The 23,456-nt window shown below is 59.3% G+C and carries 19 protein-coding genes; 13 read left to right on the plus strand and 6 right to left on the minus strand.

Features of this window, described 5'->3' with window-relative positions; all coding sequences use genetic code 11:
* Positions 1-64: 64 nt before the first annotated feature.
* The 5 genes from AAEZ05_RS08645 to AAEZ05_RS08665 all read left to right on the plus strand — a co-directional run bounded on the left by AAEZ05_RS08645 (position 65) and on the right by AAEZ05_RS08665 (position 5,632).
* Entirely contained in the window at positions 65-1,660 is a 1,596-nt protein-coding gene (locus AAEZ05_RS08645) for an ABC transporter substrate-binding protein (protein WP_350646920.1), read from the plus strand.
* A gap of 74 nt (positions 1,661-1,734) precedes the next feature.
* Positions 1,735-2,745, plus strand: a complete 1,011-nt coding sequence (locus tag AAEZ05_RS08650; protein WP_045061492.1) for an ABC transporter permease subunit — start codon at positions 1,735-1,737, stop codon at positions 2,743-2,745.
* A gap of 10 nt (positions 2,746-2,755) precedes the next feature.
* Positions 2,756-3,673 (plus strand): ABC transporter permease subunit, encoded by a 918-nt coding sequence (locus AAEZ05_RS08655; RefSeq protein WP_045061493.1) that lies wholly within the window; start codon positions 2,756-2,758, stop codon positions 3,671-3,673.
* Between the two features lie 10 nt (positions 3,674-3,683).
* Positions 3,684-4,652 (plus strand): ABC transporter ATP-binding protein, encoded by a 969-nt coding sequence (locus AAEZ05_RS08660; RefSeq protein WP_205893544.1) that lies wholly within the window; start codon positions 3,684-3,686, stop codon positions 4,650-4,652.
* Positions 4,652-5,632: a peptide ABC transporter ATP-binding protein gene (locus AAEZ05_RS08665; RefSeq protein ID WP_045061495.1), complete on the plus strand. Its 981-nt coding sequence runs from the start codon at positions 4,652-4,654 to the stop codon at positions 5,630-5,632. The genes AAEZ05_RS08660 and AAEZ05_RS08665 overlap by 1 nt, the downstream gene beginning before the upstream one ends.
* 310 nt (positions 5,633-5,942) lie before the next feature.
* On the opposite strand, the gene AAEZ05_RS08670 is transcribed toward AAEZ05_RS08665, so the two are convergent.
* The 3 genes from AAEZ05_RS08670 to AAEZ05_RS08680 form a co-directional block, all read right to left on the minus strand.
* The gene (locus AAEZ05_RS08670; protein ID WP_350646921.1) at positions 5,943-7,157 is read right to left on the minus strand and encodes an MFS transporter; all 1,215 of its coding nucleotides are present in this window, start codon (positions 7,155-7,157) and stop codon (positions 5,943-5,945) included.
* Positions 7,150-7,371 carry an MbtH family protein gene (locus AAEZ05_RS08675; protein ID WP_350646922.1) on the minus strand — a complete coding sequence of 74 codons (222 nt, stop codon included), beginning with the start codon at positions 7,369-7,371 and terminating at the stop codon, positions 7,150-7,152. The genes AAEZ05_RS08670 and AAEZ05_RS08675 overlap by 8 nt, the downstream gene beginning before the upstream one ends.
* A 1,055-nt stretch (positions 7,372-8,426) precedes the next feature.
* Entirely contained in the window at positions 8,427-8,684 is a 258-nt protein-coding gene (locus AAEZ05_RS08680; RefSeq protein ID WP_045061496.1) for a hypothetical protein, read from the minus strand.
* 157 nt (positions 8,685-8,841) lie between these two features.
* Between AAEZ05_RS08680 and AAEZ05_RS08685 the strand changes: the two genes are divergently transcribed.
* A complete protein-coding gene (locus tag AAEZ05_RS08685; RefSeq protein ID WP_350646923.1) occupies positions 8,842-9,216 on the plus strand; it encodes a nuclear transport factor 2 family protein in 375 nt (124 codons plus the stop codon).
* Between the two features lie 135 nt (positions 9,217-9,351).
* Here AAEZ05_RS08685 and AAEZ05_RS08690 read toward each other — a convergent pair whose 3' ends face one another.
* A complete protein-coding gene (locus AAEZ05_RS08690) occupies positions 9,352-10,935 on the minus strand; it encodes a peptide chain release factor 3 (protein WP_045060017.1) in 1,584 nt (527 codons plus the stop codon).
* Between the two features lie 467 nt (positions 10,936-11,402).
* Here AAEZ05_RS08690 and AAEZ05_RS08695 point away from each other — a divergent pair, with 467 nt between their 5' ends.
* From AAEZ05_RS08695 to AAEZ05_RS08715, 5 genes are all read left to right on the plus strand, one after another.
* Entirely contained in the window at positions 11,403-12,119 is a 717-nt protein-coding gene (locus AAEZ05_RS08695; protein ID WP_045060018.1) for an ABC transporter permease, read from the plus strand.
* Positions 12,120-12,139: 20 nt separating this feature from the next.
* On the plus strand, positions 12,140-13,048 hold the full coding sequence (locus AAEZ05_RS08700; RefSeq protein ID WP_414704656.1) for a glycine betaine ABC transporter substrate-binding protein: 909 nt from the start codon (positions 12,140-12,142) through the stop codon (positions 13,046-13,048).
* 12 nt (positions 13,049-13,060) lie between these two features.
* On the plus strand, positions 13,061-13,714 hold the full coding sequence (locus AAEZ05_RS08705) for an ABC transporter permease (RefSeq protein ID WP_045060019.1): 654 nt from the start codon (positions 13,061-13,063) through the stop codon (positions 13,712-13,714).
* A complete protein-coding gene (locus AAEZ05_RS08710) occupies positions 13,711-14,868 on the plus strand; it encodes an osmoprotectant ABC transporter ATP-binding protein OsmV (RefSeq protein WP_045060020.1) in 1,158 nt (385 codons plus the stop codon). The genes AAEZ05_RS08705 and AAEZ05_RS08710 overlap by 4 nt, the downstream gene beginning before the upstream one ends.
* Positions 14,869-15,321: 453 nt before the next feature.
* Positions 15,322-16,485 (plus strand): type III PLP-dependent enzyme, encoded by a 1,164-nt coding sequence (locus AAEZ05_RS08715; RefSeq protein ID WP_045060021.1) that lies wholly within the window; start codon positions 15,322-15,324, stop codon positions 16,483-16,485.
* A 192-nt stretch (positions 16,486-16,677) separates the two neighbouring features.
* On the opposite strand, the gene AAEZ05_RS08720 is transcribed toward AAEZ05_RS08715, so the two are convergent.
* Together AAEZ05_RS08720 and AAEZ05_RS08725 are read right to left on the minus strand one after the other, a co-directional pair.
* Complete coding sequence (locus tag AAEZ05_RS08720) at positions 16,678-17,439, minus strand: tetratricopeptide repeat protein (protein WP_350646924.1); 762 nt, start codon at positions 17,437-17,439, stop codon at positions 16,678-16,680.
* Positions 17,436-18,116, minus strand: a complete 681-nt coding sequence (locus tag AAEZ05_RS08725; RefSeq protein WP_045060023.1) for a Fe2+-dependent dioxygenase — start codon at positions 18,114-18,116, stop codon at positions 17,436-17,438. The genes AAEZ05_RS08720 and AAEZ05_RS08725 overlap by 4 nt, the downstream gene beginning before the upstream one ends.
* A 207-nt stretch (positions 18,117-18,323) precedes the next feature.
* On the opposite strand from AAEZ05_RS08725, the gene AAEZ05_RS08730 reads away from it, so the two are divergent.
* Both AAEZ05_RS08730 and AAEZ05_RS08735 read left to right on the plus strand, forming a co-directional pair.
* Positions 18,324-20,660, plus strand: a complete 2,337-nt coding sequence (locus tag AAEZ05_RS08730; protein ID WP_350646925.1) for a TonB-dependent receptor — start codon at positions 18,324-18,326, stop codon at positions 20,658-20,660.
* A gap of 258 nt (positions 20,661-20,918) precedes the next feature.
* The gene (locus tag AAEZ05_RS08735; protein ID WP_350646926.1) at positions 20,919-23,447 is read left to right on the plus strand and encodes a PepSY domain-containing protein; all 2,529 of its coding nucleotides are present in this window, start codon (positions 20,919-20,921) and stop codon (positions 23,445-23,447) included.
* Positions 23,448-23,456 lie beyond the last annotated feature (9 nt).

The raw sequence follows: 23,456 nt of genomic DNA on the forward strand, positions 1-23,456 counted from the left end.
GGCTGATTCAACGATGAATCGGCCGTTGGGCTTTTGTCTTTCAACCGATTGCAGAGGGTTCTTGATGAAAATGCTTCCCCTACGTGCGGCCATTGCGGCCGCGTTGCTGAGTGTGGCGGTAGGCGTTTCGGCCAAACCGCTGGTGGTTTGCACCGAAGCCAGCCCGGAAGGCTTCGACATGGTTCAGTACACCACTGCAGTCACAGCCGATGCAGTGGCCGAGACCATCTTTAACCGTCTGGCCGACTTCAAGCCCGGCACCACCGACGTGACCCCGGCGCTGGCCGATTCCTGGGACATCAGTGAAGACGGTCTGACGTATACGTTCCATCTGCGCCAAGACGTCAAGTTTCATACCACCGACTATTTCAAGCCGACTCGCAACATGAACGCCGACGATGTGGTCTGGAGTTTCCAGCGTCAGCTGGACCCGAATCACTCGTGGCACAAACTGTCGAGCGTGGGCTTCCCGTACTTCGAAAGCATGGGCTTCAAAGAACTGCTGAAAAGCGTCAAGAAAGTTGACGACAACACGGTCGAGTTCACCTTGACCCGCCGCGAAGCGCCGTTCCTGGCCGACATCGCCATGGCGTTCTCGTCGATCTACTCCGCTGAATACGCCGACCAGTTGCTCAAGGCCGGCAAGACCGGTGACCTGAACAACAAACCGGTCGGCACCGGGCCGTTCATTTTCCAGCGCTATAACAAAGATGCACAGGTCCGTTTCAAGGCCAACCCGGAGTACTTCCGCGGCAAGCCACCGGCCGAAGCGCTGATCCTGGCAATCGCCACCGACAACAACGTGCGCCTGCAAAAGCTCAAGGCCAACGAATGCCAGGTAGCGTTGTATCCAAAACCCGATGACATCCCAAGCATCAAGAAAGACGACAAGCTGAAAGTCGATGAAATGAATGCGATGACCGTCGCCTACATCGCCATCAACACCACGCACAAATACTTGAGTGATGTGCGCGTGCGCAAAGCCATCGACATCGCCTTCGACAAGGAAGCGGCGGTCAATGCCCTGTTTGGCAAAGGTAACGCGACGGTCGCGGTCAATCCGTACCCGGACACCCTGCTGGGCTACAACCACAGTCTGAAGAACCCGCCGCGTGATCTCGACAAGGCCCGCGCCCTGTTGAAGGAAGCCGGTGTACCGGAAGGCACCGTGTTTACCCTGTTCACCCGTAACGGCGGCGGAGCGACCAACCCGAACCCGATGCTCGGCGCGCAAATGATGCAGGCCGATCTCGCCAAAGTCGGCATCAAAATCGACATACGGGTGATGGAATGGGGCGAAATGCTCAAACGCGCGAAGAACGGCGAGCACGACATGGTGTCTGCAGGTTGGGCGGGCGATAACGGTGACCCGGATAACTTCCTAACGCCTATGCTCAGTTGCGAAGCGGCGAAGAACGGCGAAAACTACGCGCGCTGGTGCAATGAAAAATTCCAGACCCTACTTGATGAGGCCCGCTCCAAGGTCGATCCGGTTGAACGCGCAGCGCTCTACGAGCAGGCACAGGTCATTTTTAATCAGGATCAACCTTGGATCAGCATCGCACACACTAGAATGTTTACCGCAATGCGCAAGAACGTAGAGGGCTATCACATCAGCCCTCTCACCACTAATAACTTCGCCACTACCCAGGTGAAGTAGATAAGAAAACTCCCGGTGTCCCTGACTCCAGGGACACCAGGCACGCCTAACCGGCTGATGAGGTACACCACAAGATGTTTAGTTTTATTGCCCGCCGATTGGGGTTATTGATCCCCACGTTCTTCGGCATCACCTTGCTGACTTTCGCGTTGATTCGCATGATCCCTGGCGACCCCGTGGAAGTCATGATGGGCGAACGCAGAGTCGACCCGGAAATGCATGCTCAGGCAATGGAACGCCTAGGTCTGAACAAACCCCTGTATGCCCAATACCTGGATTACATTGGCAAACTGGCTCAAGGCGATCTCGGCGAGTCGTTGCGCACCCGGGAAAGCGTCTGGACTGAATTCACTTCACTCTTCCCCGCGACCCTGGAACTGTCCATGGCCGCCCTGCTGTTCGCCGGCATCCTGGGCCTGCTGGCCGGGGTGATCGCGGCACTCAAGCGAGGATCCCTGTTCGACCATGGGGTGATGGGCATCTCCCTGGCGGGATATTCGATGCCGATCTTCTGGTGGGGCCTGATCCTGATCATGTTCTTCTCGGTGTCCCTGGGCTGGACCCCGGTGTCCGGACGGATCGACCTGCTCTACGACATTGAGCCGCGTACCGGCTTCATGCTGATCGACACGCTGCTGGCCGATGACGTCGGTGCGTTCCTCGATGCGCTGCACCACCTGATCCTGCCTGCCATCGTGCTCGGCACCATCCCGCTGGCGGTCATTGCGCGGATGACCCGTTCCTCGATGCTCGAAGTGCTGCGCGAAGACTACATCCGCACCGCCCGCGCCAAAGGCCTGTCGCCATCGCGCGTGGTATTCGTGCACGGTCTGCGCAACGCACTGATTCCGGTATTGACGGTAGTCGGCCTGCAAGTCGGCACTTTGCTGGCCGGTGCGGTACTGACCGAAACCATCTTCTCCTGGCCCGGCATCGGCAAGTGGCTGATCGAAGCCATTGGCGCGCGGGACTATCCCGTGGTGCAGAACGGCATCCTGTTAATCGCCTGCCTGGTGATTGTGGTCAACTTCGTAGTGGATATCCTCTACGGCTTTGCCAACCCACGCATCCGTCATCAGCGCTGAGATCATGACCATGACCACTCCAGCTTCAACTCCAGCGGTAGCAGTCGATCAAAGCCTGCTGTACCCGTCCCCGTACAAAGAATTCTGGCAAGCCTTCTCCAAGAACAAAGGCGCCGTCGCCGGCCTGATGTTCATGTTGCTGGTGATTTTCTGCGCACTGTTCGCCCCATGGGTGGCACCGCACAACCCGAGCGAGCAGTACCGCGACTTCCTGCTGACCCCGCCAGCCTGGCTGGAAGGTGGGCAGATGCAGTTCCTGCTCGGCACCGATGAATTGGGCCGAGACCTGCTGTCACGGCTGATCCAGGGCTCGCGCCTGTCGCTGCTGATCGGCTTGTCGTCGGTAGTGATGTCGCTGATTCCAGGTATTCTCCTGGGGCTGTTCGCCGGGTTTTTCCCGCGCTTGCTTGGCCCGTCCATCATGCGTCTGATGGACATCATGCTGGCACTGCCGTCGCTGCTGCTGGCCGTGGCGATTGTCGCCATCCTCGGCCCTGGCCTGATCAACACCGTGATCGCCATCGCTGTGGTGTCCCTGCCATCCTACGTGCGTCTGACCCGCGCTGCGGTGATGGGCGAACTGAACCGCGACTACGTGACCGCAGCGCGCCTGGCGGGTGCCGGTCTGCCACGCCTGATGTTCATCACCGTGCTGCCCAACTGCATGGCACCGCTGATCGTTCAGGCGACCTTGAGCTTCTCCTCGGCGATTCTCGATGCCGCGGCACTGGGCTTCCTTGGCCTTGGCGTCCAACCGCCAACCCCTGAGTGGGGCACGATGCTGGCTTCGGCTCGCGACTACATCGAACGCGCCTGGTGGGTGGTAAGTCTGCCTGGCCTGACCATTTTGCTCAGCGTGCTGGCAATCAACTTGATGGGCGACGGCCTGCGCGATGCGCTGGACCCGAAACTCAAGAACGCCGCCTGAGGAGATTCAAATGTCACTGTTAGAAATCAAGAATCTCAACGTTCGCTTTGGCGACAAGAATGCCGTGCCAGTGGTCGACGGCCTCGACCTCAAGGTCGACAAGGGCGAAGTCCTGGCCATCGTTGGCGAGTCGGGTTCCGGCAAGTCCGTGACCATGATGGCGTTGATGGGGCTGATCGAGCACCCAGGTATCGTGACCGCCGACGCGCTGAATTTCGACGGCAAGAACATGCTCAAGCTCAGCAATCGTCAGCGTCGGCAAATCGTCGGCAAAGACCTGTCCATGGTCTTCCAGGACCCGATGACCGCGCTGAACCCGAGCTACACCGTCGGTTTCCAGATCGAAGAAGTGCTGCGCCTGCACCTGAAAATGTCCGGCAAGCAGGCGCGCAAACGCGCCATCGAACTGCTGGAAAAAGTTGAAATCCCGGGCGCCGCCAGTCGTATGGATGCCTACCCGCACCAGTTGTCCGGCGGTATGAGCCAGCGTGTCGCGATCGCCATGGCGATTGCCGGCGAGCCGAAATTGCTGATCGCCGACGAACCGACCACAGCCCTCGACGTGACGATTCAGGCGCAGATCATGGAGCTGCTGCTGGCCCTGCAGAAAGAGCAGAACATGGGCCTGGTGCTGATCACCCACGACCTCGCCGTCGTTGCCGAGACCGCCCAGCGCGTGTGCGTGATGTACGCTGGCCAGGCGGTTGAAGTCGGGCAGGTGCCGCAACTGTTCGACATCCCGGCGCACCCGTACAGCGAAGCGCTGCTCAAGGCCATTCCGGAACACAGCCTCGGCGCCTCGCGCCTGTCCACGCTGCCGGGCATCGTTCCCGGTCGTTACGACCGTCCGCAGGGTTGCCTGCTGTCGCCGCGCTGCCCCTATGTGCAAGAAAATTGCCGCACCCAGCGTCCGGCCCTCGACCCGAAAAGCAACAGCCTCGCCCGCTGCTTCTACCCGCTGAATCAGGAGGTGGCGTAATGGCCGTCGTACTTACCGCCCGCGACCTGACCCGTCACTACGAAGTGTCCCGTGGCCTGTTCAAGGGCCACGCGACCGTACGCGCCCTGAACGGCGTGTCGTTCGAACTGGAGGCCGGCAAGACCCTCGCCGTTGTTGGCGAATCGGGCTGCGGCAAATCCACCCTGGCCCGCGCCCTGACCCTGATCGAAGAGCCGTCATCCGGCTCTTTGAAAATCGCCGGCCAGGAAGTCGCTGGCGCCGACAAGGCCCAGCGCAAGCAGCTGCGTAAAGACGTGCAGATGGTGTTCCAGAGCCCGTATGCGTCGTTGAACCCGCGGCAGAAAGTCGGCGACCAGCTGGGCGAACCGCTGCTGATCAACACCAACCTGAGCGCCGCCGAACGTCGCGAGAAAGTCCAGGCGATGATGAAGCAGGTCGGCTTGCGCCCTGAGCATTACCAGCGCTACCCGCACATGTTCTCCGGCGGCCAGCGCCAACGGATCGCCCTCGCCCGCGCGATGATGTTGCAACCAAAAGTGCTGGTGGCGGATGAGCCGACCTCGGCACTGGACGTGTCGATCCAGGCCCAGGTCCTGAACCTGTTCATGGACCTGCAGCAGGAGTTCAACACCGCCTACGTGTTCATCTCTCACAACCTGGCGGTGGTGCAACACGTCGCCGATGACGTCATGGTGATGTACCTCGGCCGCCCGGTGGAGATCGGCCCGAAGAACGACATCTACGAACGCCCGCTGCACCCCTACACCCAGGCGCTGCTGTCGGCCACCCCGACCATCCACCCGGACCCGAACAAGCCGAAAATCAAGATCGTCGGCGAACTGCCCAACCCGCTGAACCCGCCACCGGGCTGCGCTTTCCACAAGCGCTGCCCGTATGCGACCGAGCGCTGCAGTACCGAAGAGCCGGCGTTGCGTTTGCTCGACAACCGCCAGGTGGCTTGCCACTACGCCGAGCAGTTCCTCGACGGCGTGGCCTGAAAAATGTAGGCGAGAGCCTGCTCACAAAGATGGGGTGTCAGTCACTATTATTGTGGCTGACACACCGCTTTTGCGAACCGGCTCATTACCTGTTTGACCAAACCCCTTTTCCTGGAGTGCGCCCCAGCTCGATAGAAGGGGTTTTCTTTTATCTGTCGAGATAATGCAACTCTGGGAACGTTATATAATGCAGGATCAGCCTCGGCTTTACTCAAAATGAACATACGTTCCTGAGCAAATGAAAGCGGCACCTCCACCTCATCCTGATTACCGATCATTCGCTGTGCTCTCCAGACCTTTCGAACATCTCTCAACGCTTCAAACTGGGAATAAGACATGCCAGCCATATAACTGTCAGCCCGGCACCAATCAAACTGTTCAATTGGAAGGCCGCCACAGCCGAGTAATAGTTGAGCAACATCCCCCCCAGCAACGATCCAAGCGGCATCGCCCCCCAACTGATGAGCCTGACCACAGACGTCATGCGACCCAGCAAGTCCCGCGGCGTTTCCTCCTGACGCAACGTGATGTGCAAGATCGAATGTGCTGCGGCAGACACTCCGGAAAGCAGTAGCGCGATAGCAACGGCGACCTGGCTGATCCACATTTCTGAATAGGGTACCGGGATGAGCACCAGCGGAAGTTGTGCGCCTATTAAGGTAGCGGCCAGCATAAACAACCTCCCGATGCTCACCTTCACCCGCGAGATAACGATCGCCCCCACCAACGACCCCAGGCCGCCACAGCTCAGTACGATACCCACCACATACGCCGGTGAAGTCAGATCCCTGGTCAGATAGATGAACAGCATCGTCAACAGCGAGAAATACACCAGATGCCATATCGCGGCGCCGCTGGCCAACAACAGGATCTTACGGTTGCCAAATACAAAGCGAAGACCGGATAGCAAAGCCTCAAGCACTGGTTCATGGGTAACGGGAGGCTCATCAGCCTTCTTTACACTGACACCTTTGGTCAATACAAACGATACAAGGTAAGAGATGGCATCAACCACTAACGCCATAGTTGGCCCGATAAAACTGGCGATGGCCCCCGCCATCCCCGGCCCCCCGGTCGTGGCGATGGACTGGCTCATCGATAAACGAGAATTACCGGCCAACAACTGTTGGTCAGGCACTATCCGGGGAATAAAACTCCAATAGGCGATATCCGAGAACACGGTGACGCTGGCAATGAGGAAAGTACACAGAAACAGGGCTGCAGTACTCAGACTGTCAGCCCAATACAATAGGGGAATGAAAGCAACTAGAACAGCTCGTAGCACATCGCTTGCAAGCAGCAGGCGTCGCTGCGAAACCCGGTCGACCCATACGCCAGCAAACACACCGAATAACACTGGCGGAATACCTTGCAGCGCGAGCAGTGTACCCAATTCGACAGCATCGAACCCCAACATGCCAATCGCGAACAACGGAATGGCCACTGCCGAAATTTCGCTACCGACCAGTGAAACCGCTTGTGCAGCCCAGAGCAGTGAAAAGTTTTTCCCCAAGTCTTTAGCCATTGTCATGGCCAGCCCGATACATAGCTTCTCGCAGACTTTTCGGCCGCATGTCGACCCAGCGCTGCTCTATTTCATGCAGGCACTCATCCCTTGGACACGGACCAAATACAGACCTCCACCCGGCAGGAAGACATTTCCCTTGAGGCCATAGGGAATACTGTTCTTCCTCGTTCACAACCACAACATAGCCCGACTCGGCATTCGACGATGTCATACAACCTCCTCAGATCGAATGAACAGGAATGATTAGCGAAGGTTCAGCTTCGTGAGAGTTGAACCTGGATGCAGGAATGGCTTTCTGATTTCAGATGTTTTCAAGCAGCGTTTTCGGGTTGCGCTCGTCAACTCCTTCATCGTTTTAAGCAGCACCGGCTGGCGTTAAGTTCGTTCTTCAGGGATAAATTTCAACCGCACCAACTCGTTGAAATTATGGACTTATCCAACCAGACGAATCAGCAACTTCCAAAGGGATAAAGGCTGCGCCAACCTTAATTATTGCAATAATACTGACAACCAGATCGACGGAAGCCTCGGCATATACCCCGATGCGGGATTCATAGGTGGCCCCAGTTGAATGAAAAGGCTGGCAAGGTCATTCGACAGCCTATAAAGCTCTTGATACGCAATGGTTTTATCCACCCCCACTAATGCTTCGATCACGTTGACACTCTTCAAGCGTCGATCTAGTTTTCAATATAGACATCACACTCAATCGCACAATAGAAAAAAATCGATATATAAATTTACAGAAATAGCTGTAGGAACATTCTGTAGGTCCGCGCCACCGACAAGCTCTAAACCATCTCAATATGTTTCAAATAACTGCGTGGTATTTACCGGAAACGGTTTTGGCAATAACGAAAAATCTCTACCATCAGCCAGGGGGGGGGGTTAATACGGGCGACAGGAAGCCGTAACCATGCAGCGGGAAATGCACCCAAAATGAGGTGACTTATCCAAGCGAAGATTGAGAGGGTGTAGAGCTACGGCACCGAAGAACCGGCCCTGCGCCTGCTCGACAACCGCCAGGTGGCTTGCCACTACGCCGAGCAGTTTCTCGACGGCGTGGCGTGACGGCGGACTAAAGAACCTGTGGGAGCGGGCTTGCCCGCGATGGCGTCCCGCCAGGCGACTTTAATGTCACTGCGGCATCGCCATCGCGGGCAAGCCCGCTCCCACAGGGTCAGGTGTTGGTTGTCCAAAAACCTCTTCTGCCTCGACTGCGTAACGGTCGGAGTGAAGGGGTTTTCTTTTGCCCGAAATTACCTCTTACGTCTGGCTATCGCCTTCATCCGGGTCGTCGGAATCCGGCTCCTCGGTAGTGGAATCATCGTCGTCCGCGCTACCGCCCTGCCCCTGGTCACCGGGCTCGGATTCGGACTTGGCGATCATCAGGCCTGAGTGCCCTACCTGCCCGCTCGATGCCTGTTCACCGTGATCGGGGCATTCGGCCCGCGCTGCGGACATGCCAACGGACATAATCACCAAAACCTTTAGCAACAGCAAAATGCGTTGAAAAATGCTCATAGCCGAATTCATCCTTTTGGTTAAGCATGGGATGCCTGAGGGGCAGTCCGTGGAATTTAGTTCCGATTGAGTCGGTTCTCCAGATAGGACGTTAATGAAACAGCAGAATGCCGCTCACAAGCAGACTGGTTTTGCATAATGATTATGGCGAATCGATATGAGCCCGGTTTTACGGACGATGGAGGCGGCAATGTCGCTATTGCAGACACTGCTAGAACTGGAACAACGCCTGCTGGCGCAGGCCACGCGGATTGATGCCGAAGCGATTTCACAGTTGATCGACGACGACTTCACGGAGTTTGGCGCCAGTGGGGCCGTGTGGTGCAAAGCCGACGTGGTCGAGAGTTTGCCTGATCAGGTCTTCGTCCAACGCACCATCACCGAGTTCGCCGTTAAACCAATCTCGGCTGATACCGCCCTGGTGACCTACCGCTGCCTAACCGATGACAACACCACCTTGCGCAGCTCAATCTGGCGTCAGAGAGCAGGGCGATGGCAGATGGTTTTTCATCAAGGGACGTTTGTGCTCTAGCGCGCCAAGATCAAAAGATCGCAGCCTTCGGCAGCTCCTACAGGTATACGCCGAAGGCTGCGATCTTTTGATCTTCGCCAGAAACCAAAAACCCCGAGGCTTTCGCAACGGGGCTTTTGTGTGACAGCTCAACGCTTAGTGATGCTCACGCGTCGCACGGAATTTCACGTCCGGCCAGCGCTCTTCCATCAGCGCCAGGTTGACCCGGGTCGGGGCGAGGTAGGTCAGGTGACCGCCGCCGTCGACCGCGAGGTTTTCCACAGCCTTGACGCGGAATTCCTCCATCTTCTTCTTATCGTCGCAATCGATCCAGCGCGCCGAGTACACGGTGATCGGCTCGTAGGAGCACTCGACCTTGTATTCCTCTTTCAAGCGGCTGGCGACCACGTCGAACTGCAGCACACCCACGGCGCCGAGGATGATGTCGTTGCTGCGCTCGGGGAAGAACACCTGGGTCGCGCCCTCTTCGGCCAGTTGCTGCAAGCCTTGGCGCAGCTGTTTGGATTTCAGCGGATCGCGCAGACGCACACGACGGAACAGCTCCGGGGCGAAGTGCGGGATACCGGTGAAGCCCAGGACTTCGCCTTCGGTGAAGGTGTCGCCGATCTGGATGGTGCCGTGGTTGTGCAGGCCGATGATGTCGCCGGCGAAGGCTTCTTCCAGTTGCTCACGCTCGGAGGAGAAGAACGTCAGCGCGTCGCCGATCCGTACATCCTTGCCGGTGCGCACGTGGCGCATCTTCATGCCCTTTTCGTATTTGCCGGAGCAGATACGCATGAAGGCGATACGGTCGCGGTGTTTGGGGTCCATGTTCGCCTGGATCTTGAACACGAAGCCGGTGAATTTCTCTTCGATCGGTTCCACGGTACGCTCGTTGGCGACCCGCGCCAGGGGTTTCGGCGCCCAATTGATCACGGCGTCGAGCACATGATCGACACCGAAATTGCCCAGGGCAGTACCGAAGAACACCGGAGTCAGCTGGCCGTCGAGGAATTCCTGTTGGTTGAATTCGTGGCAGGCGCCCTGCACCAGCTCCAGCTGGTCGACGAAGCGGTCGTACTCGTCGCCCAGATGCGCGCGGGCTTCGTCCGAGTCGAGCTTCTCGATGATCTTCACATCGGTACGTTCGTGGCCGTGACCGGCGGTGTAGACGATGATGTAGTCGTCGGCCAGGTGATACACACCCTTGAAGTCGCGGTAGCAACCGATCGGCCAGGTGATCGGCGCAGCCTTGATCTTCAGGACCGCTTCGATTTCGTCGAGCAGTTCGATCGGGTCACGGATGTCGCGGTCGAGTTTGTTGATGAAGCTGACAATCGGCGTGTCCCGCAGACGGCAGACGTCCATCAGCGCGATGGTCCGTGGCTCCACACCCTTACCGCCGTCGAGGACCATCAATGCCGAGTCGACCGCCGTCAGGGTACGGTAGGTATCTTCGGAGAAGTCTTCGTGGCCCGGGGTGTCGAGCAGGTTGACCATGTGGTCGCGATACGGGAACTGCATGACCGACGTGGTAATGGAAATACCCCGTTGTTTTTCCATTTCCATCCAGTCGGAGGTGGCATGGCGGTCGGACTTGCGAGACTTCACCGTGCCGGCAACCGCGATCGCCTTGCCCATCAGCAGGAGCTTCTCGGTGATGGTGGTCTTACCGGCATCGGGGTGGGAAATAATGGCGAAAGTGCGGCGTTTCGCGACTTCGGCGGCCTGTTTGGTCATGGGAAATCGCCTGGCAGGTGATTCAAAAAAGGGCGGCGAGTATAGCTTAAAACGCGCCCCACGGACCACCGCTCGTACCCTCCCCCAAACACCTTCGGCAGCTCCGACGGTGGCTATTTGCTGTTATTTATGGAACCTTTTAAAAGGTGCAGACGTCCACTCCCCTGTTACAGCACTCGTGTCAGGGGCTGATAAATCAGCAAGTTGGCCTGACGAGGCTGCGCTTATGGCTCGATAAGCCGCACGCATTTCCCCTGTAGGAGCGAGCTTGCTCGCGATGGACGTCAACGATAACGCGGGCTATTTGGTTAACCGCGGTGTCGGGACATTTTTCGCGAGCGAGCTCGCTACTACAGGAAGGCGTGCGGCATGAGCTGCTTCTCGCGAACGTTGCATTGCCCGGCAGCCAGGAATGGCACTGCCACTCGGGACTGCGTTCGCCGACAAAGAAAAAAAGGAGTCCGCCTGTGGCTATTCGCTATGGCAAAGGGCTGATAGGAGGTGCGGTTGTCGTCGCACTCCTGGCCCTGCTGGTCCACTGGATCGGCATCAATACGATCGAACATTACCGCGACGATTTGTTGTTTTACCTGCAAGCCCATTTGATGCTCGTCCTCGCTTCCATGCTGGCCGCCCTTGTTGTGGGCATACCCGCCGGTATCTTCCTCAGTCGCCCAACCATGGTTGGCCGTGCTGAACGCTTCATGCAAATCTTCAACATCGGCAACACCGTGCCGCCCCTGGCCGTACTGGCCATCGCCCTGGGCATCCTTGGCATCGGCAGTGGTCCCGCGATCTTCGCCCTGTTCCTTGCCTCGCTGTTGCCGATCGTGCGCAACACCTATGAAGGCCTGAAAAACGTCCAGGGTTCGCTCAAGGAAGCAGCCGTCGGCATCGGCATGACGCCGACTCAAGTGCTGTGGCGGGTCGAACTGCCAAACGCCGTACCGATCATCATCGGTGGTGTGCGTGTGGCCCTGGCGATCAACGTCGGTACGGCACCGCTGGCCTTCCTGATCGGCGCCAACAGCCTGGGCAGCCTGATTTTCCCTGGCATCGCCCTGAACAATCAGCCGCAACTGCTGCTCGGCGCGGCGTGTACCGCCTTGCTGGCCTTGCTGCTCGATGGTCTGGTGACACTGGCCAGCCGCCTCTGGCTCGAACGCGGCTTGCGCCCGTCTTAAGCCTCGGCAAAGGAATATTTATGAAAGCTCTCCACCTGAAAGGCATGACCTTGATAATGGGCTGTGTCCTGCTGTTCGCAGGATTGGCTCAAGCCGCTGAAAAACCGGTGATTCGCATCGGCGCCCGGGTGTTCACCGAACAGACCCTGCTCGCGGAAATCACTTCCCAGTACCTGCGCACCAAGGGTTACGACACCCAGGTGACGGGCGGTCTGGGCAGCAACCTCGCTCGCAGCGCTCAGGAAAGCGGTCAACTGGACCTGATTTGGGAATACACCGGCGTGTCGCTGGTGGCTTACAACCACATCACTGAAAAGCTCGACAGCGCCCAGTCCTACGCCCGGGTGAAAGAACTCGACGCAAAAAAAGGCCTGGTCTGGCTCACCCCGTCGAAGTTCAGCAACACCTACGCCCTGGCACTGCCGGAAACCACCGCCAAGGCTTATCCGCAGATCAACACCATCAGCGAGCTGAACACGGTGATGCAGGCTGAGGCGAAGACTAACCACCTCGTCGCCCTGGACACCGAGTTTGCCAACCGTTCCGACGGCATGGCCGGCATGGTCGAGCTCTATGGCATGAACCTGACCCGGAAAAACACGCGCCAGATGGATGCCGGGCTGGTCTATACCGCCCTGCGTAATGGCCAGGTGTTCGCCGGCCTGGTCTACACCACCGACGGTCGCTTGAACGCCTTCAAACTCAAGTTGCTGGAAGACGACAAGCACTACTTCCCGGACTACACCGCAGCGCCGGTGGTACGCCAGGCTTACCTCGACGCTCATCCCAAACTCGCGGAAGAAATCAAACCGCTGGCCGAGCTGTTCGATGACGAGACCATGCGTGCTCTGAATGCGCGGGTCGACGTCGGTCACGAAAGCCCATCATCCGTTGCCGCCGATTTTCTGCGCCAGCACCCAATCAACTAAGGAGGAAAAGACATGGAATTTTTGAACGCCTTTTCCCATCTCGACTGGGCCCAGGTGGCGCATCTGACCTGGCAGCACATCACCCTGGTCGGCATTGCCGTGACCCTGGCGATCGTAGCCGGCGTGCCGCTGGGCATCCTGATGACCCGTTTCCCGACACTGGCCGGGCCGCTGCAGGCCAGCGCCACGGTGCTGCTGACGGTGCCGTCGATCGCACTGTTCGGCCTGCTGCTGCCGTTCTACTCGAAATTCGGCCAGGGCCTGGGGCCGATGCCGGCGATCACCGCCGTCTTCCTGTACTCGCTGCTGCCGATCATGCGTAACACCTACCTCGCCCTGACGGGCGTGGAACCTGGCATTCGCGAAGCCGCCCGCGGTATCGGCATGACCTTTGGCCAGCGCCTGCGTATGGTCGAGCTGCCGATTGCAGTGCCGGTGATCCTCGCCGGTGTACGCACCGCCGTGGTCATGAACATCGGTGTCATGACCATCGCCGCCACCATCGGTGCCGGTGGCCTGGGTGTACTCATTCTCGCTTCAATCAGCCGCAGCGATATGTCGATGCTGATCGTCGGCGCCGTGCTGGTCAGTCTCCTGGCCATCTTCGCCGACCTGCTTCTGCAATGGCTGCAACGCACGCTGACTCCAAAAGGACTGCTCAAATGATCGAACTTCAAAACCTCAGCAAGACCTTCCAAAGCAACGGCAAAGATGTGAAAGCCGTGGACTCCGTCAGCCTGACCGTCAATGAAGGCGAAATCTGTGTGTTCCTCGGGCCATCGGGCTGCGGCAAAAGCACCACGCTGAAAATGATCAACCGCCTGATCAAGCCCACCTCGGGCAAGATCCTGATCAACGGCGAGGACACCACCGACCTCGACGCCGTGACCCTGCGCCGTAATATCGGCTATGTGATCCAGCAGATCGGTCTGTTCCCGAACATGACCATCGAGGAAAACATCACCATCGTCCCGCGCCTGTTGGGCTGGGACAAACAGAAATGCCACGACCGCGCCCGCGAGTTGATGAGCATGATCAAGCTTGAACCCAAGCAGTATCTCAATCGCTACCCGCGTGAACTGTCGGGCGGCCAGCAGCAGCGGATCGGTGTGATCCGTGCGCTGGCGGCAGATGCGCCGTTGCTGTTGATGGACGAACCGTTCGGCGCGGTCGACCCGATCAACCGCGAGATGATCCAGAACGAATTCTTCGAGATGCAACGCGCGCTGAACAAGACCGTGATCATGGTCAGCCACGACATCGACGAAGCGATCAAGCTGGGCGACAAGATTGCGATCTTCCGCGCAGGCAAATTGTTGCAGATCGATCATCCGGACACCTTGCTGGCGCACCCTGCGGATGACTTTGTCAGCAACTTCGTCGGCCAGGACAGCACCCTCAAGCGCCTGTTGCTGGTGAAGGCTGAAGACGCGGCGGACAACGCGCCATCGGTCAGCCCGGAAACCCCGGTGGCCGACGCCCTGGAGCTGATGGACGAGCATGACCGCCGTTATGTGGTGGTGACGGATGGTGAGAACAAGGCGCTGGGCTATGTCCGACGTCGTGACCTGCATCGCCAGGCCGGCACGTGCGCGCAATACCTGCGCGAGTTCAACGCCACGGCGGCCTACGACGAGCATTTGCGCATCCTGTTGTCGCGCATGTACGAGTTCAACCGCTCGTGGTTGCCGGTGATGGACGCCGATCGGGTGTTCCTGGGTGAAGTGACCCAGGAGTCGATTGCCGAGTACCTGAGCTCCGGCAAGTCCCGTGGCGGCAAGACCAGCATTGTTTCGCCAGCCGAGACTGCGGTCGCCTGACAAAAAATAACTGTAGGAGCGAGCTTGCTCGCGATGCACTCAATGGCGCCGCGGGGTATCAGGTTCCCTGCGCTATCGTTGAGGTCCATCGCGAGCAAGCTCGCTCCTACACGTATTCAAATCTCCCTTCTTGGGGAACATCACACTGTCATGCAGGTCGGTTACATCAGTAACTGTCCAGGACCGCACGACGGAAGCGTGCAAAAACGCGACATTTTTTGTTGATCTCGAGCCCCTCACGCCCTAAAGTTCGCGCCGAACGTCCATGCTGGAAACGATCCATCCGGCTCAAGTACTGACGACGAGACAGCAAGGCCAAGGGAAGCACCGCCTCCCGTGGCCTTTTTTGCTTTCGGCGACATGCCTTGGGAAGTAGGCGAACCAAAGTGGGGATACGGAGGACGTTCATTTACACCCATTGACCAAATCAGTTTGCCCTTAGGAGTCTCCAGCATGTCGATCAACGTCGAAGATTATTTCGAGCGCGCCACCTTTGACAAAATGAAGGCGTTCGCCGACAAGCAAGAAACCCCGTTCGTGGTGATCGACACCGCGATGATCAGCCAGGCCTACGATGACCTGCGCGCCGGTTTCGAGTTCGCCAAAGTCTATTACGCGGTAAAAGCCAACCCGGCGGTCGAGATCATCGACCTGTTGAAAGACAAGGGGTCGAGCTTCGACATCGCATCGATCTACGAGCTGGACAAGGTCATGGACCGCGGCGTCAGCGCCGACCGTATCAGCTACGGCAACACCATCAAGAAATCCAAAGACATCCGTTATTTCTACGACAAGGGCGTGCGCCTGTTCTCCACCGACTCCGAAGCCGACTTGCGCAACATTGCCAAGGCTGCACCGGGCTCGAAAGTCTACGTGCGTATTCTCACCGAAGGCTCGACGACGGCTGACTGGCCTTTGTCGCGCAAATTCGGCTGCCAGACCGACATGGCCATGGACCTGCTGATCCTGGCCCGCGACCTCGGCCTGGTGCCTTACGGCATCTCCTTCCACGTCGGGTCGCAACAGCGCGACATCAGCGTATGGGACGCGGCGATCGCCAAGGTCAAAGTGATCTTCGAGCGCCTGAAAGAAGAAGACGGCATTGTTCTCAAGCTGATCAACATGGGCGGTGGCTTCCCGGCCAACTACATCACCCGCACCAACAGCCTGGAAACCTACGCCGAGGAAATCATCCGCTTCCTCAAGGAAGACTTCGGTGACGACCTGCCGGAAATCATCCTGGAGCCGGGCCGTTCGCTGATCGCCAACGCTGGCATCCTGGTCAGCGAAGTGGTGCTGGTTGCGCGCAAATCCCGCACCGCCGTCGAGCGTTGGGTATACACGGATGTGGGCAAGTTCTCCGGCCTGATCGAAACCATGGACGAAGCCATCAAGTTCCCGATCTGGACCGAGAAGAAAGGCGAGATGGAAGAAGTAGTCATCGCCGGCCCCACCTGCGACAGCGCCGACATCATGTACGAAAACTACAAATACGGCCTGCCACTGAACCTGGCAATCGGTGACCGTATGTACTGGCTGTCGACCGGTGCCTACACCACCAGCTACAGCGCCGTAGAGTTCAATGGCTTCCCGCCGCTGAAATCGTATTACGTGTAAGCGGTAGCCGCGCAAGACAAAAAGCCCATGACACGTCATGGGCTTTTTTGTGTTGAAACGCATTCCCTGTAGGAGCTGCCGCAGGCTGCGATCTTTTGATCTTGTTTTTCAAAGGCCAGATCAAAAGATCGCAGCCTGCGGCAGCTCCTACGCAGAATTGCATTACAGCTACGGTTTCGTCATTGCCAGCCGTTACAGGGCACCGCGTTCCAATTCGGTTTGGCGCTGGGCGTAGTCGGTTGCCAATGCGCGGATTTGCGGATCGGCGGCGCTCGCCAACGCCTGGCTCGCCACCCGCAGGAAATTCAGGTTGCCACCCGCCAGCGCCTTGCGCAACCAGCCCAGCGCTTCGGCGACATTGCCTTCATTCGCCAGCACCGCGGCATAACTGAACTGCCCGCGAAAATCGCCGCCAACCGCCGAGCGTCGATACCAGTCACGCGCCGCCTTCGGATCAACCGGGCAGTACTGGCCTTCTTCGAGATAACGCCCCAGCAGGTTCATCGATTTCGCGTGGCCAAGCCCGGCGGCACGGCGATACAAATCAAGCGCCTGGCGTTGATCTACCGCCACCCCACGCCCGGTTGCCAGCAGGTTGGCGTAGTTGTACATCGCCCAATCCAGGCCTGCGTCTGCGGCGATCCGATAATGCCCGGCCGCCACTACGGCGTCCGCAGCGCACCCCCACCCGTGTTCATGGCAGCGACCCAGCATGTTGCGCGCCATCAGGTGGCCGCGTTTCGCCGCGATCTCGAACCAGCGCAGGGCCAGTGGCAAATCCTGCTCGATACCTTGCCCGTCCAGCAGGATCTGCCCGAGCAATGCCTGGGCATCCAGGAGGTTCTCGCGGGCGGCGATCAGGATGGCCTGGGCAGCACGCGCCGGGCTTTCGTCGAGCATGGCCTTGAGCCGTTCACCGTCCAGAACTTCCTCGCGGCGCAATTGAAAAGTCATACCTCGACCCAGCGGCGCAGCAGGTTGTGATAGGTGCCGGTCAGGCGGATCAATGAAGGATGATCGGGCATGTCCTGAGTCAACTGACGGATCGCCCCGTCCATCTCGAACAGCAGCGCGCGCTGGCTGTCCTCGCGCACCAGGCTCTGGGTCCAGAAGAACGAGGCAAAACGTGTCCCGCGGGTAACCGCGTTGACCTTGTGCAGGCTGGTGCCGGGATACAGGACCATATCACCGGCAGGCAATTTCACCCGCTGGGTGCCGAAGGTGTCCTGGATCTCCAGTTCGCCGCCGTCATAGTCCTCGGGCTCGCTGAAGAACAGGGTGGCCGACAAGTCGGTGCGCACACGCTCGATACTGTTCTGCGGCTGGCGCACTGCGTTGTCGATATGGAAGTCGAAACTGCCGCCCGCCGTATAACAGTTCAGCAACGGCGGGAAGACCTTGTGCGGCAGGGCTGCGGACATGAACAGCGGATTTTTCCACAGCCGTTCCAGCATCGCTGCGCCGATTTCCTTGGCCAGTGGATGGCCTTCCGGCAGCTGCAAATTATGCTTGGCCTTGGCCGATTGGTAGCCCGCCGTGATTTTGCCATCCGCCCAATCCGCCTGCTCCAGGGCCTCCCGGATACGCTGCACTTCTTCTTTCGCGAACACGCCGGGAATGTGCAGCAACATGGAGGCAATACCTGCAGGCAAAGGGATGTCAATGGTATTGATTCTTATTGACTGTGTAAAACCCTCGCGACGAACGAATCAGCAAAAACCGTAAGGTTAAATTGTAAAGAATGTAAATTCAGTGCGAATAGTAATGTTTCGCAATTGATACGAATACCTGTTTACCCTATATTCCGCGACCTCAAATCCTTGGGGAGGGGAATTTCAATGTCACGCCAACAACTACAATCACCTGTCAGTTCACCGCGTTTGCTCGCGTCCGCAATTGGCGTGGCAATCACTGCCGGCTCCGCAGGCCAAATGGTTTTGGCCGCAGAGAAGACCGACGCCAAGGCGCAGGGCAACACGATCTCCCTGGACGCCACCTCGATCAACGCTGAAGCTCAGGAAGCGACCAGCTACAACGTCGAAAAAGCCTCCTCGCCCAAGTACACCGCGCCACTGGTAGACACGCCGCGCTCTGTCACCGTGATTCCGCAACAGGTACTCAAGGACACTGGCGCCCTGAACATGCAGGATGCGTTGCGGACTGTTCCGGGCATCACGTTCGGTGCCGGTGAAGGTGGCAACCCCCAGGGTGACCGCCCATTCATCCGTGGTTTCGATGCCCAGGGGGATACGTACCTGGACGGCGTGCGCGACACCGGCTCGCAAAGCCGCGAGATCTTCGCGGTAGAGTCGATCGAAGTCAGCAAAGGCCCGAACTCGGCCATTGGCGGCCGTGGCGCTGCCGGTGGCAGCATCAACATGGTGAGCAAGAGGGCCCATCTGGGCGATTCCCTCGACGGTGGATTCACCTGGGGTTCGGACCAGACGCAACGCTACACCTTCGACGGCAACTACCAGTTCACCGACACCGCCGCTGGCCGTCTGAACCTGATGAGCCACGAAAGCAACGTCGCCGGCCGTGATAGCGTCGACTACGACCGCTGGGGCATCGCGCCGTCCGTGGCTTTCGGCCTGGGTACCGACACCCGCGTCAATCTCGATTACTACCATCTGGAAAGCAACGACACGCCAGACTCGGGCATTCCGTACAGCATTCCGGTTGCCGGTTCTGCCGCGCGCACCAAGTCCAACCCGGACACGCCGGATGACGGTGGCGACAGCAGCAACTTCTACGGCCTGGACGGACGCGACTTCCGCAAGGGCCGCACCGACACCGCGACCATCGCCATCGAGCATGACCTGAACGATGCCCTGACCGTGAAGAACACCCTGCGCCACGGCAGCAGCATGCAGGATTACATCCTGACCCAGCCAGACGACTCCAAGGGCAACGTCAACAATGGCAGCGTCTGGCGTCGTGCCAACACCCGTGTCAGCAACACTGACACCACCACCAACCAGACCGATCTGTTTGGTGACGTGTACATCGCCGGGTTCAAGAACAGCTTCGCCACCGGTATCGAGTTGAGCCACGAGAAGAGTCAGAAGTCCTCGTACAGCGTCGACACCGATACCACTCCAGGCGGCAACCCAGTCACCACCAACTGCAGCCCTGCACTGATTGGCGCGCCAAGCGGCTACAACTGCACCTCGCTGTCAAACCCGAACCCGAGCGATCCGTGGAACGGCGCAATCTCGCGTAACTACGCCGGCACCGACACCTCCAGCACCACCCGCGCACTGTACGTGTTCGACACCCTGGAATTGTCCCAGCAGTGGCTGGTCAACATGGGCCTGCGCTACGACCACTTCGACACCAAGTACAAGACCTACAACGCTGCCGGCGCGACCGTGGTGACCAATGGCAACGCCTCCAAAGGCAAGGACACCAGCGAGTTCATCACCGGTCAGTTCGGCGTGGTCTACAAGCCGGCTGAGAACGGCAGCATCTACGCCTCGTACGCTACGTCAGCGACGCCGCCGGGCAATACCCTGGGCGAAGGTCAGGAAGGCAACCCGCTGGGTGGCACTCCGGATCGCACCGGCAACCTGCTGAGCAGCGACATGGAGCCGGAAACCACCAAGAACTACGAAATCGGTACCAAGTGGGATCTGCTCAATGATCGCCTGTCCCTGACCGCCGATATCTTCCGCACCGAAAAGGACAATGCTCGTGTTCAAGTGGACACCACGTCCTATGAAAACGCCGGCAAGACCCGCGTACAAGGTATCGAACTGTCGGCCAGCGGCAAGATCACTGACAAATGGCAGGTCTTCGCCGGTTACGCCTACATGGACAGCGAGCAAGTCGACGGCGGCCCACTGGGCGCAGCCAACGATGGCAACGAACTGCCTAACACGCCGAAAAACAGCGCCAGCCTCTGGACGACCTACCAGGTCACGCCGAAGCTGACCGTCGGTGGCGGCGCGTTCTACGTCGATGACGTGTTCGGCAGCGTGGCCAACACCACCATGGTTGATGACTATGTTCGCTACGACGCGATGGTTGCCTACAAGCTGACCAAAAACGTGGACCTGCAGCTGAACGTGCAGAACCTGACCGACGAAACCTACTACGACAAAGCCTTCTCGACCCACTTCGCCAACCAGGCGGCGGGCCGTACGGCATTGTTGAGCACCAACTTCCACTTCTGATAAAGGGTGAACTCCACCCATAGCAGGAGCGAGCTCGCTCGCGATGGACGTCAACGATGACGCGGGCAGCCTGATACCCCGTGCTGTTCTCGAGTTTTTCGCGAGCAAGCTCGCTCCTACGGGTAGCGCCGAGCGTTACCGCCTGGCCCCGTTCATCCAGATGAACGGGGCTTTTGTGCGTAATAGACAAGGCATCCCGTCAACCCACGGCATAATGCGCGCCGTGATGATTATTTTCGAACGAACAAGGCGAGCGACGTGTTGAAGAAAACCCTGTTCCAGCTGCACTGGTTTTTCGGCATCAGCGCCGGGCTGGTCCTGGCCCTGATGGGCATCACCGGGGCGACCGTGTCGTTCCAGGATGAAATCCTCAGTGCGCTGAACCCATCGGTGTTGCAGGTCCAGAAGCAGGTCGCCGGCGTCCTGCCGCCTGCCGAACTGGTGGAACGCATCGAAGCGGCCTCCGGCAAGAAAGTCTCGATGCTCAGCGTCGAAACCGACAGCGGCGCAGCGGCCAAGGTGTTCTTCACCCCCAAGCCCGGCGAACGCCGCGGCGAGATGCGCTACTTCGATCCCTACACCGCCGAGTTCATGGGCGATGCCGCCGGCCAGGGCTTTTTCGGCCTGATGCTGCAACTGCACCGCTTCCTCGCCATGGGCGATACCGGCCGGCAGATCACTGGGGCATGCACGCTGATCCTGGTGTTCTTCTGCCTGTCCGGCCTGTACCTGCGCTGGCCCCGCCAGTGGAAAAGCTGGCGCGCCTGGCTGACCCTGGACTGGAAGAAAAAAGGCCGCAGCTTCAACTGGGACCTGCATTCGGTCGCCGGCACCTGGTGCCTGCTGCTCTACCTCCTGGCGGCACTCACCGGCCTGTCCTGGTCTTACGAGTGGTACAACAAGGGCCTGACCCGCTTGCTGTCCGATTCACCGCAAAATGAGCGGGTGCGCGGCGGACGCGGGCCTGCCCCCAGCGGTCCGGCGCCGACAGCCGACTACGCAGCCATGTGGAGCAGTATCTACAGCGCTGCGGGTCCCGCACTGAGCGCCTACAACATTCGCATGCCGCCTGTGGCCGGCCAGCCGGCGACCGTGTTCTATCTGCTGAACACCTCACCCCACGACCGAGCCTTGAACCAGATCACCCTCGATCCCGCCACCGGCATCGTCAAGCGGCATGACCGCTACAGCGACAAGAGCCTCAAGGCGCAGTTGCTGACCAGCATTTACGCCCTGCATGTCGGCAGCTACTTCGGGATTGTCGGGCGGGTGATCCTGACCCTCAGTGCCCTGACCATGCCGTTGTTCTTCATCACCGGCTGGTTGCTGTACCTCGACCGTCGACGCAAGAAAAAGCACATCAGAGACGCTCGCAACGGCCTTGCCCAACCGTCGGTCGACGCCCCATCCTGGTTGATCGGGTTCGCCAGCCAGAGCGGCTTTGCCGAACAGTTGGCCTGGCAGACCGCCGGGCAATTGCAGGCCGCCGGCTTGCCGGTGAAAGTGCAGCCACTGGCCAGTGTCAGCGAGCAGGACCTGCAGGATTCAAGCAACGCGCTGTTCGTGGTCAGTACCTTTGGCGACGGCGAAGCGCCGGACAGCGCCCGGGGTTTCGAGCGCAAGGTGCTGGGTCGCGCCATGAGCCTGGACAGCCTGAACTATGCGGTGCTGGGCCTCGGTGATCGGCAGTATCAACACTTCTGCGGATTCGCCCGGCGCTTGCACACCTGGCTGGGCGAGCATGGCGGCAAGACGCTGTTCGCCCCGGTGGAAGTCGACAGCGGCGACCCCTACGCCTTGCGTCACTGGCAGCAGCAACTCGGCCAGCTGACCGGACAGGCGCCCCTGGACACCTGGCAAGCACCCAGCTACGACAACTGGACGCTGACCCGCCGCGAACTGATGAACCCGGACAGCAGCGGTTCGCCGGTCTACCTGTTGGGCCTGACCGCCCCCACTGCCAGCGGCTGGCTCGCCGGTGACCTGGTGGAGGTACTGCCGCGTAACTGCTCATGGGCGATCGAGCACTTCCTCGATGGCCTGGGGATAGACGGTCGAGCCACCGTGACCCTCGATGGCCTGGCACAAACCCTGGAGCAGGCCCTGGCCAGTCGCCAACTGCCGCAGAACCGCGCGCATCTGGTCGGCCTGCATGCCCAGTCGCTGGTGGATGCACTGGTGCCGCTGGCCATGCGCGAATACTCCATCGCCTCGATCGCCGCCGACGGCATCCTGGAACTGATCGTGCGTCAGGAAGTGCACCCGGACGGCAGCCTGGGCGTCGGCTCCGGCTGGTTGACCGAGCACGCACCGGTAGGTGGCAGCATCAGCCTGCGGGTTCGCCGCAACAGCAGTTTCCACCTGCCAACCGAGCCGGTACCGATGATCTTGCTGGGCAACGGCACTGGCCTGGCCGGGCTGCGCAGCTTGCTCAAGGCGCGGATCGCCGATGGCCAGCAGCGGCATTGGCTGCTGTTCGGCGAGCGTAATCGCGAGCACGACTTTCTTTGTCGCGATGAGCTGCAGGAATGGCTGGTTTCGGGGGATCTGGAGCGTCTGGACCTGGCGTTCTCGCGAGACCAGGCGCAGAAGATTTATGTGCAGGACCGGCTGCGCGAGTCGGCCGATCTACTCAAGCAATGGCTGGCCGAAGGCGCCGTGATCTACATCTGCGGCAGCCTGCAGGGCATGGCCTCAGGGGTGGATCACGTACTCAACGAAGTGCTGGGAATTGAACACGTCGACAAGCTGATCGAGCAAGGCCGCTACAGACGCGACGTTTACTGAAACCCAAAA

This window comes from Pseudomonas sp. HY13-MNA-CIBAN-0226, assembly GCF_040310305.1.
GTDB classification, from domain to species: domain Bacteria; phylum Pseudomonadota; class Gammaproteobacteria; order Pseudomonadales; family Pseudomonadaceae; genus Aquipseudomonas; species Aquipseudomonas gregormendelii.

Excerpts from the sequence above, each read along its gene's own strand:
- AAEZ05_RS08650 (WP_045061492.1), top strand. The coding sequence starts at position 1,735 with ATGTTTAGTTTTATTGCCCGCCGATTGGGGTTATTGATCCCCACGTTC.
- AAEZ05_RS08685 (WP_350646923.1), top strand. The coding sequence starts at position 8,842 with ATGAGCCCGGTTTTACGGACGATGGAGGCGGCAATGTCGCTATTGCAG.
- AAEZ05_RS08705 (WP_045060019.1), top strand. The coding sequence starts at position 13,061 with ATGGAATTTTTGAACGCCTTTTCCCATCTCGACTGGGCCCAGGTGGCG.
- AAEZ05_RS08660 (WP_205893544.1), top strand. The coding sequence starts at position 3,684 with ATGTCACTGTTAGAAATCAAGAATCTCAACGTTCGCTTTGGCGACAAG.
- AAEZ05_RS08720 (WP_350646924.1), bottom strand. The coding sequence starts at position 17,439 with ATGACTTTTCAATTGCGCCGCGAGGAAGTTCTGGACGGTGAACGGCTC.
- AAEZ05_RS08645 (WP_350646920.1), top strand. The coding sequence starts at position 65 with ATGAAAATGCTTCCCCTACGTGCGGCCATTGCGGCCGCGTTGCTGAGT.
- AAEZ05_RS08670 (WP_350646921.1), bottom strand. The coding sequence starts at position 7,157 with ATGGCTAAAGACTTGGGGAAAAACTTTTCACTGCTCTGGGCTGCACAA.
- AAEZ05_RS08665 (WP_045061495.1), top strand. The coding sequence starts at position 4,652 with ATGGCCGTCGTACTTACCGCCCGCGACCTGACCCGTCACTACGAAGTG.
- AAEZ05_RS08710 (WP_045060020.1), top strand. The coding sequence starts at position 13,711 with ATGATCGAACTTCAAAACCTCAGCAAGACCTTCCAAAGCAACGGCAAA.
- AAEZ05_RS08680 (WP_045061496.1), bottom strand. The coding sequence starts at position 8,684 with ATGAGCATTTTTCAACGCATTTTGCTGTTGCTAAAGGTTTTGGTGATT.
- AAEZ05_RS08730 (WP_350646925.1), top strand. The coding sequence starts at position 18,324 with ATGTCACGCCAACAACTACAATCACCTGTCAGTTCACCGCGTTTGCTC.
- AAEZ05_RS08690 (WP_045060017.1), bottom strand. The coding sequence starts at position 10,935 with ATGACCAAACAGGCCGCCGAAGTCGCGAAACGCCGCACTTTCGCCATT.
- AAEZ05_RS08655 (WP_045061493.1), top strand. The coding sequence starts at position 2,756 with ATGACCACTCCAGCTTCAACTCCAGCGGTAGCAGTCGATCAAAGCCTG.
- AAEZ05_RS08725 (WP_045060023.1), bottom strand. The coding sequence starts at position 18,116 with ATGTTGCTGCACATTCCCGGCGTGTTCGCGAAAGAAGAAGTGCAGCGT.
- AAEZ05_RS08700 (WP_414704656.1), top strand. The coding sequence starts at position 12,140 with ATGAAAGCTCTCCACCTGAAAGGCATGACCTTGATAATGGGCTGTGTC.
- AAEZ05_RS08675 (WP_350646922.1), bottom strand. The coding sequence starts at position 7,371 with ATGACATCGTCGAATGCCGAGTCGGGCTATGTTGTGGTTGTGAACGAG.
- AAEZ05_RS08715 (WP_045060021.1), top strand. The coding sequence starts at position 15,322 with ATGTCGATCAACGTCGAAGATTATTTCGAGCGCGCCACCTTTGACAAA.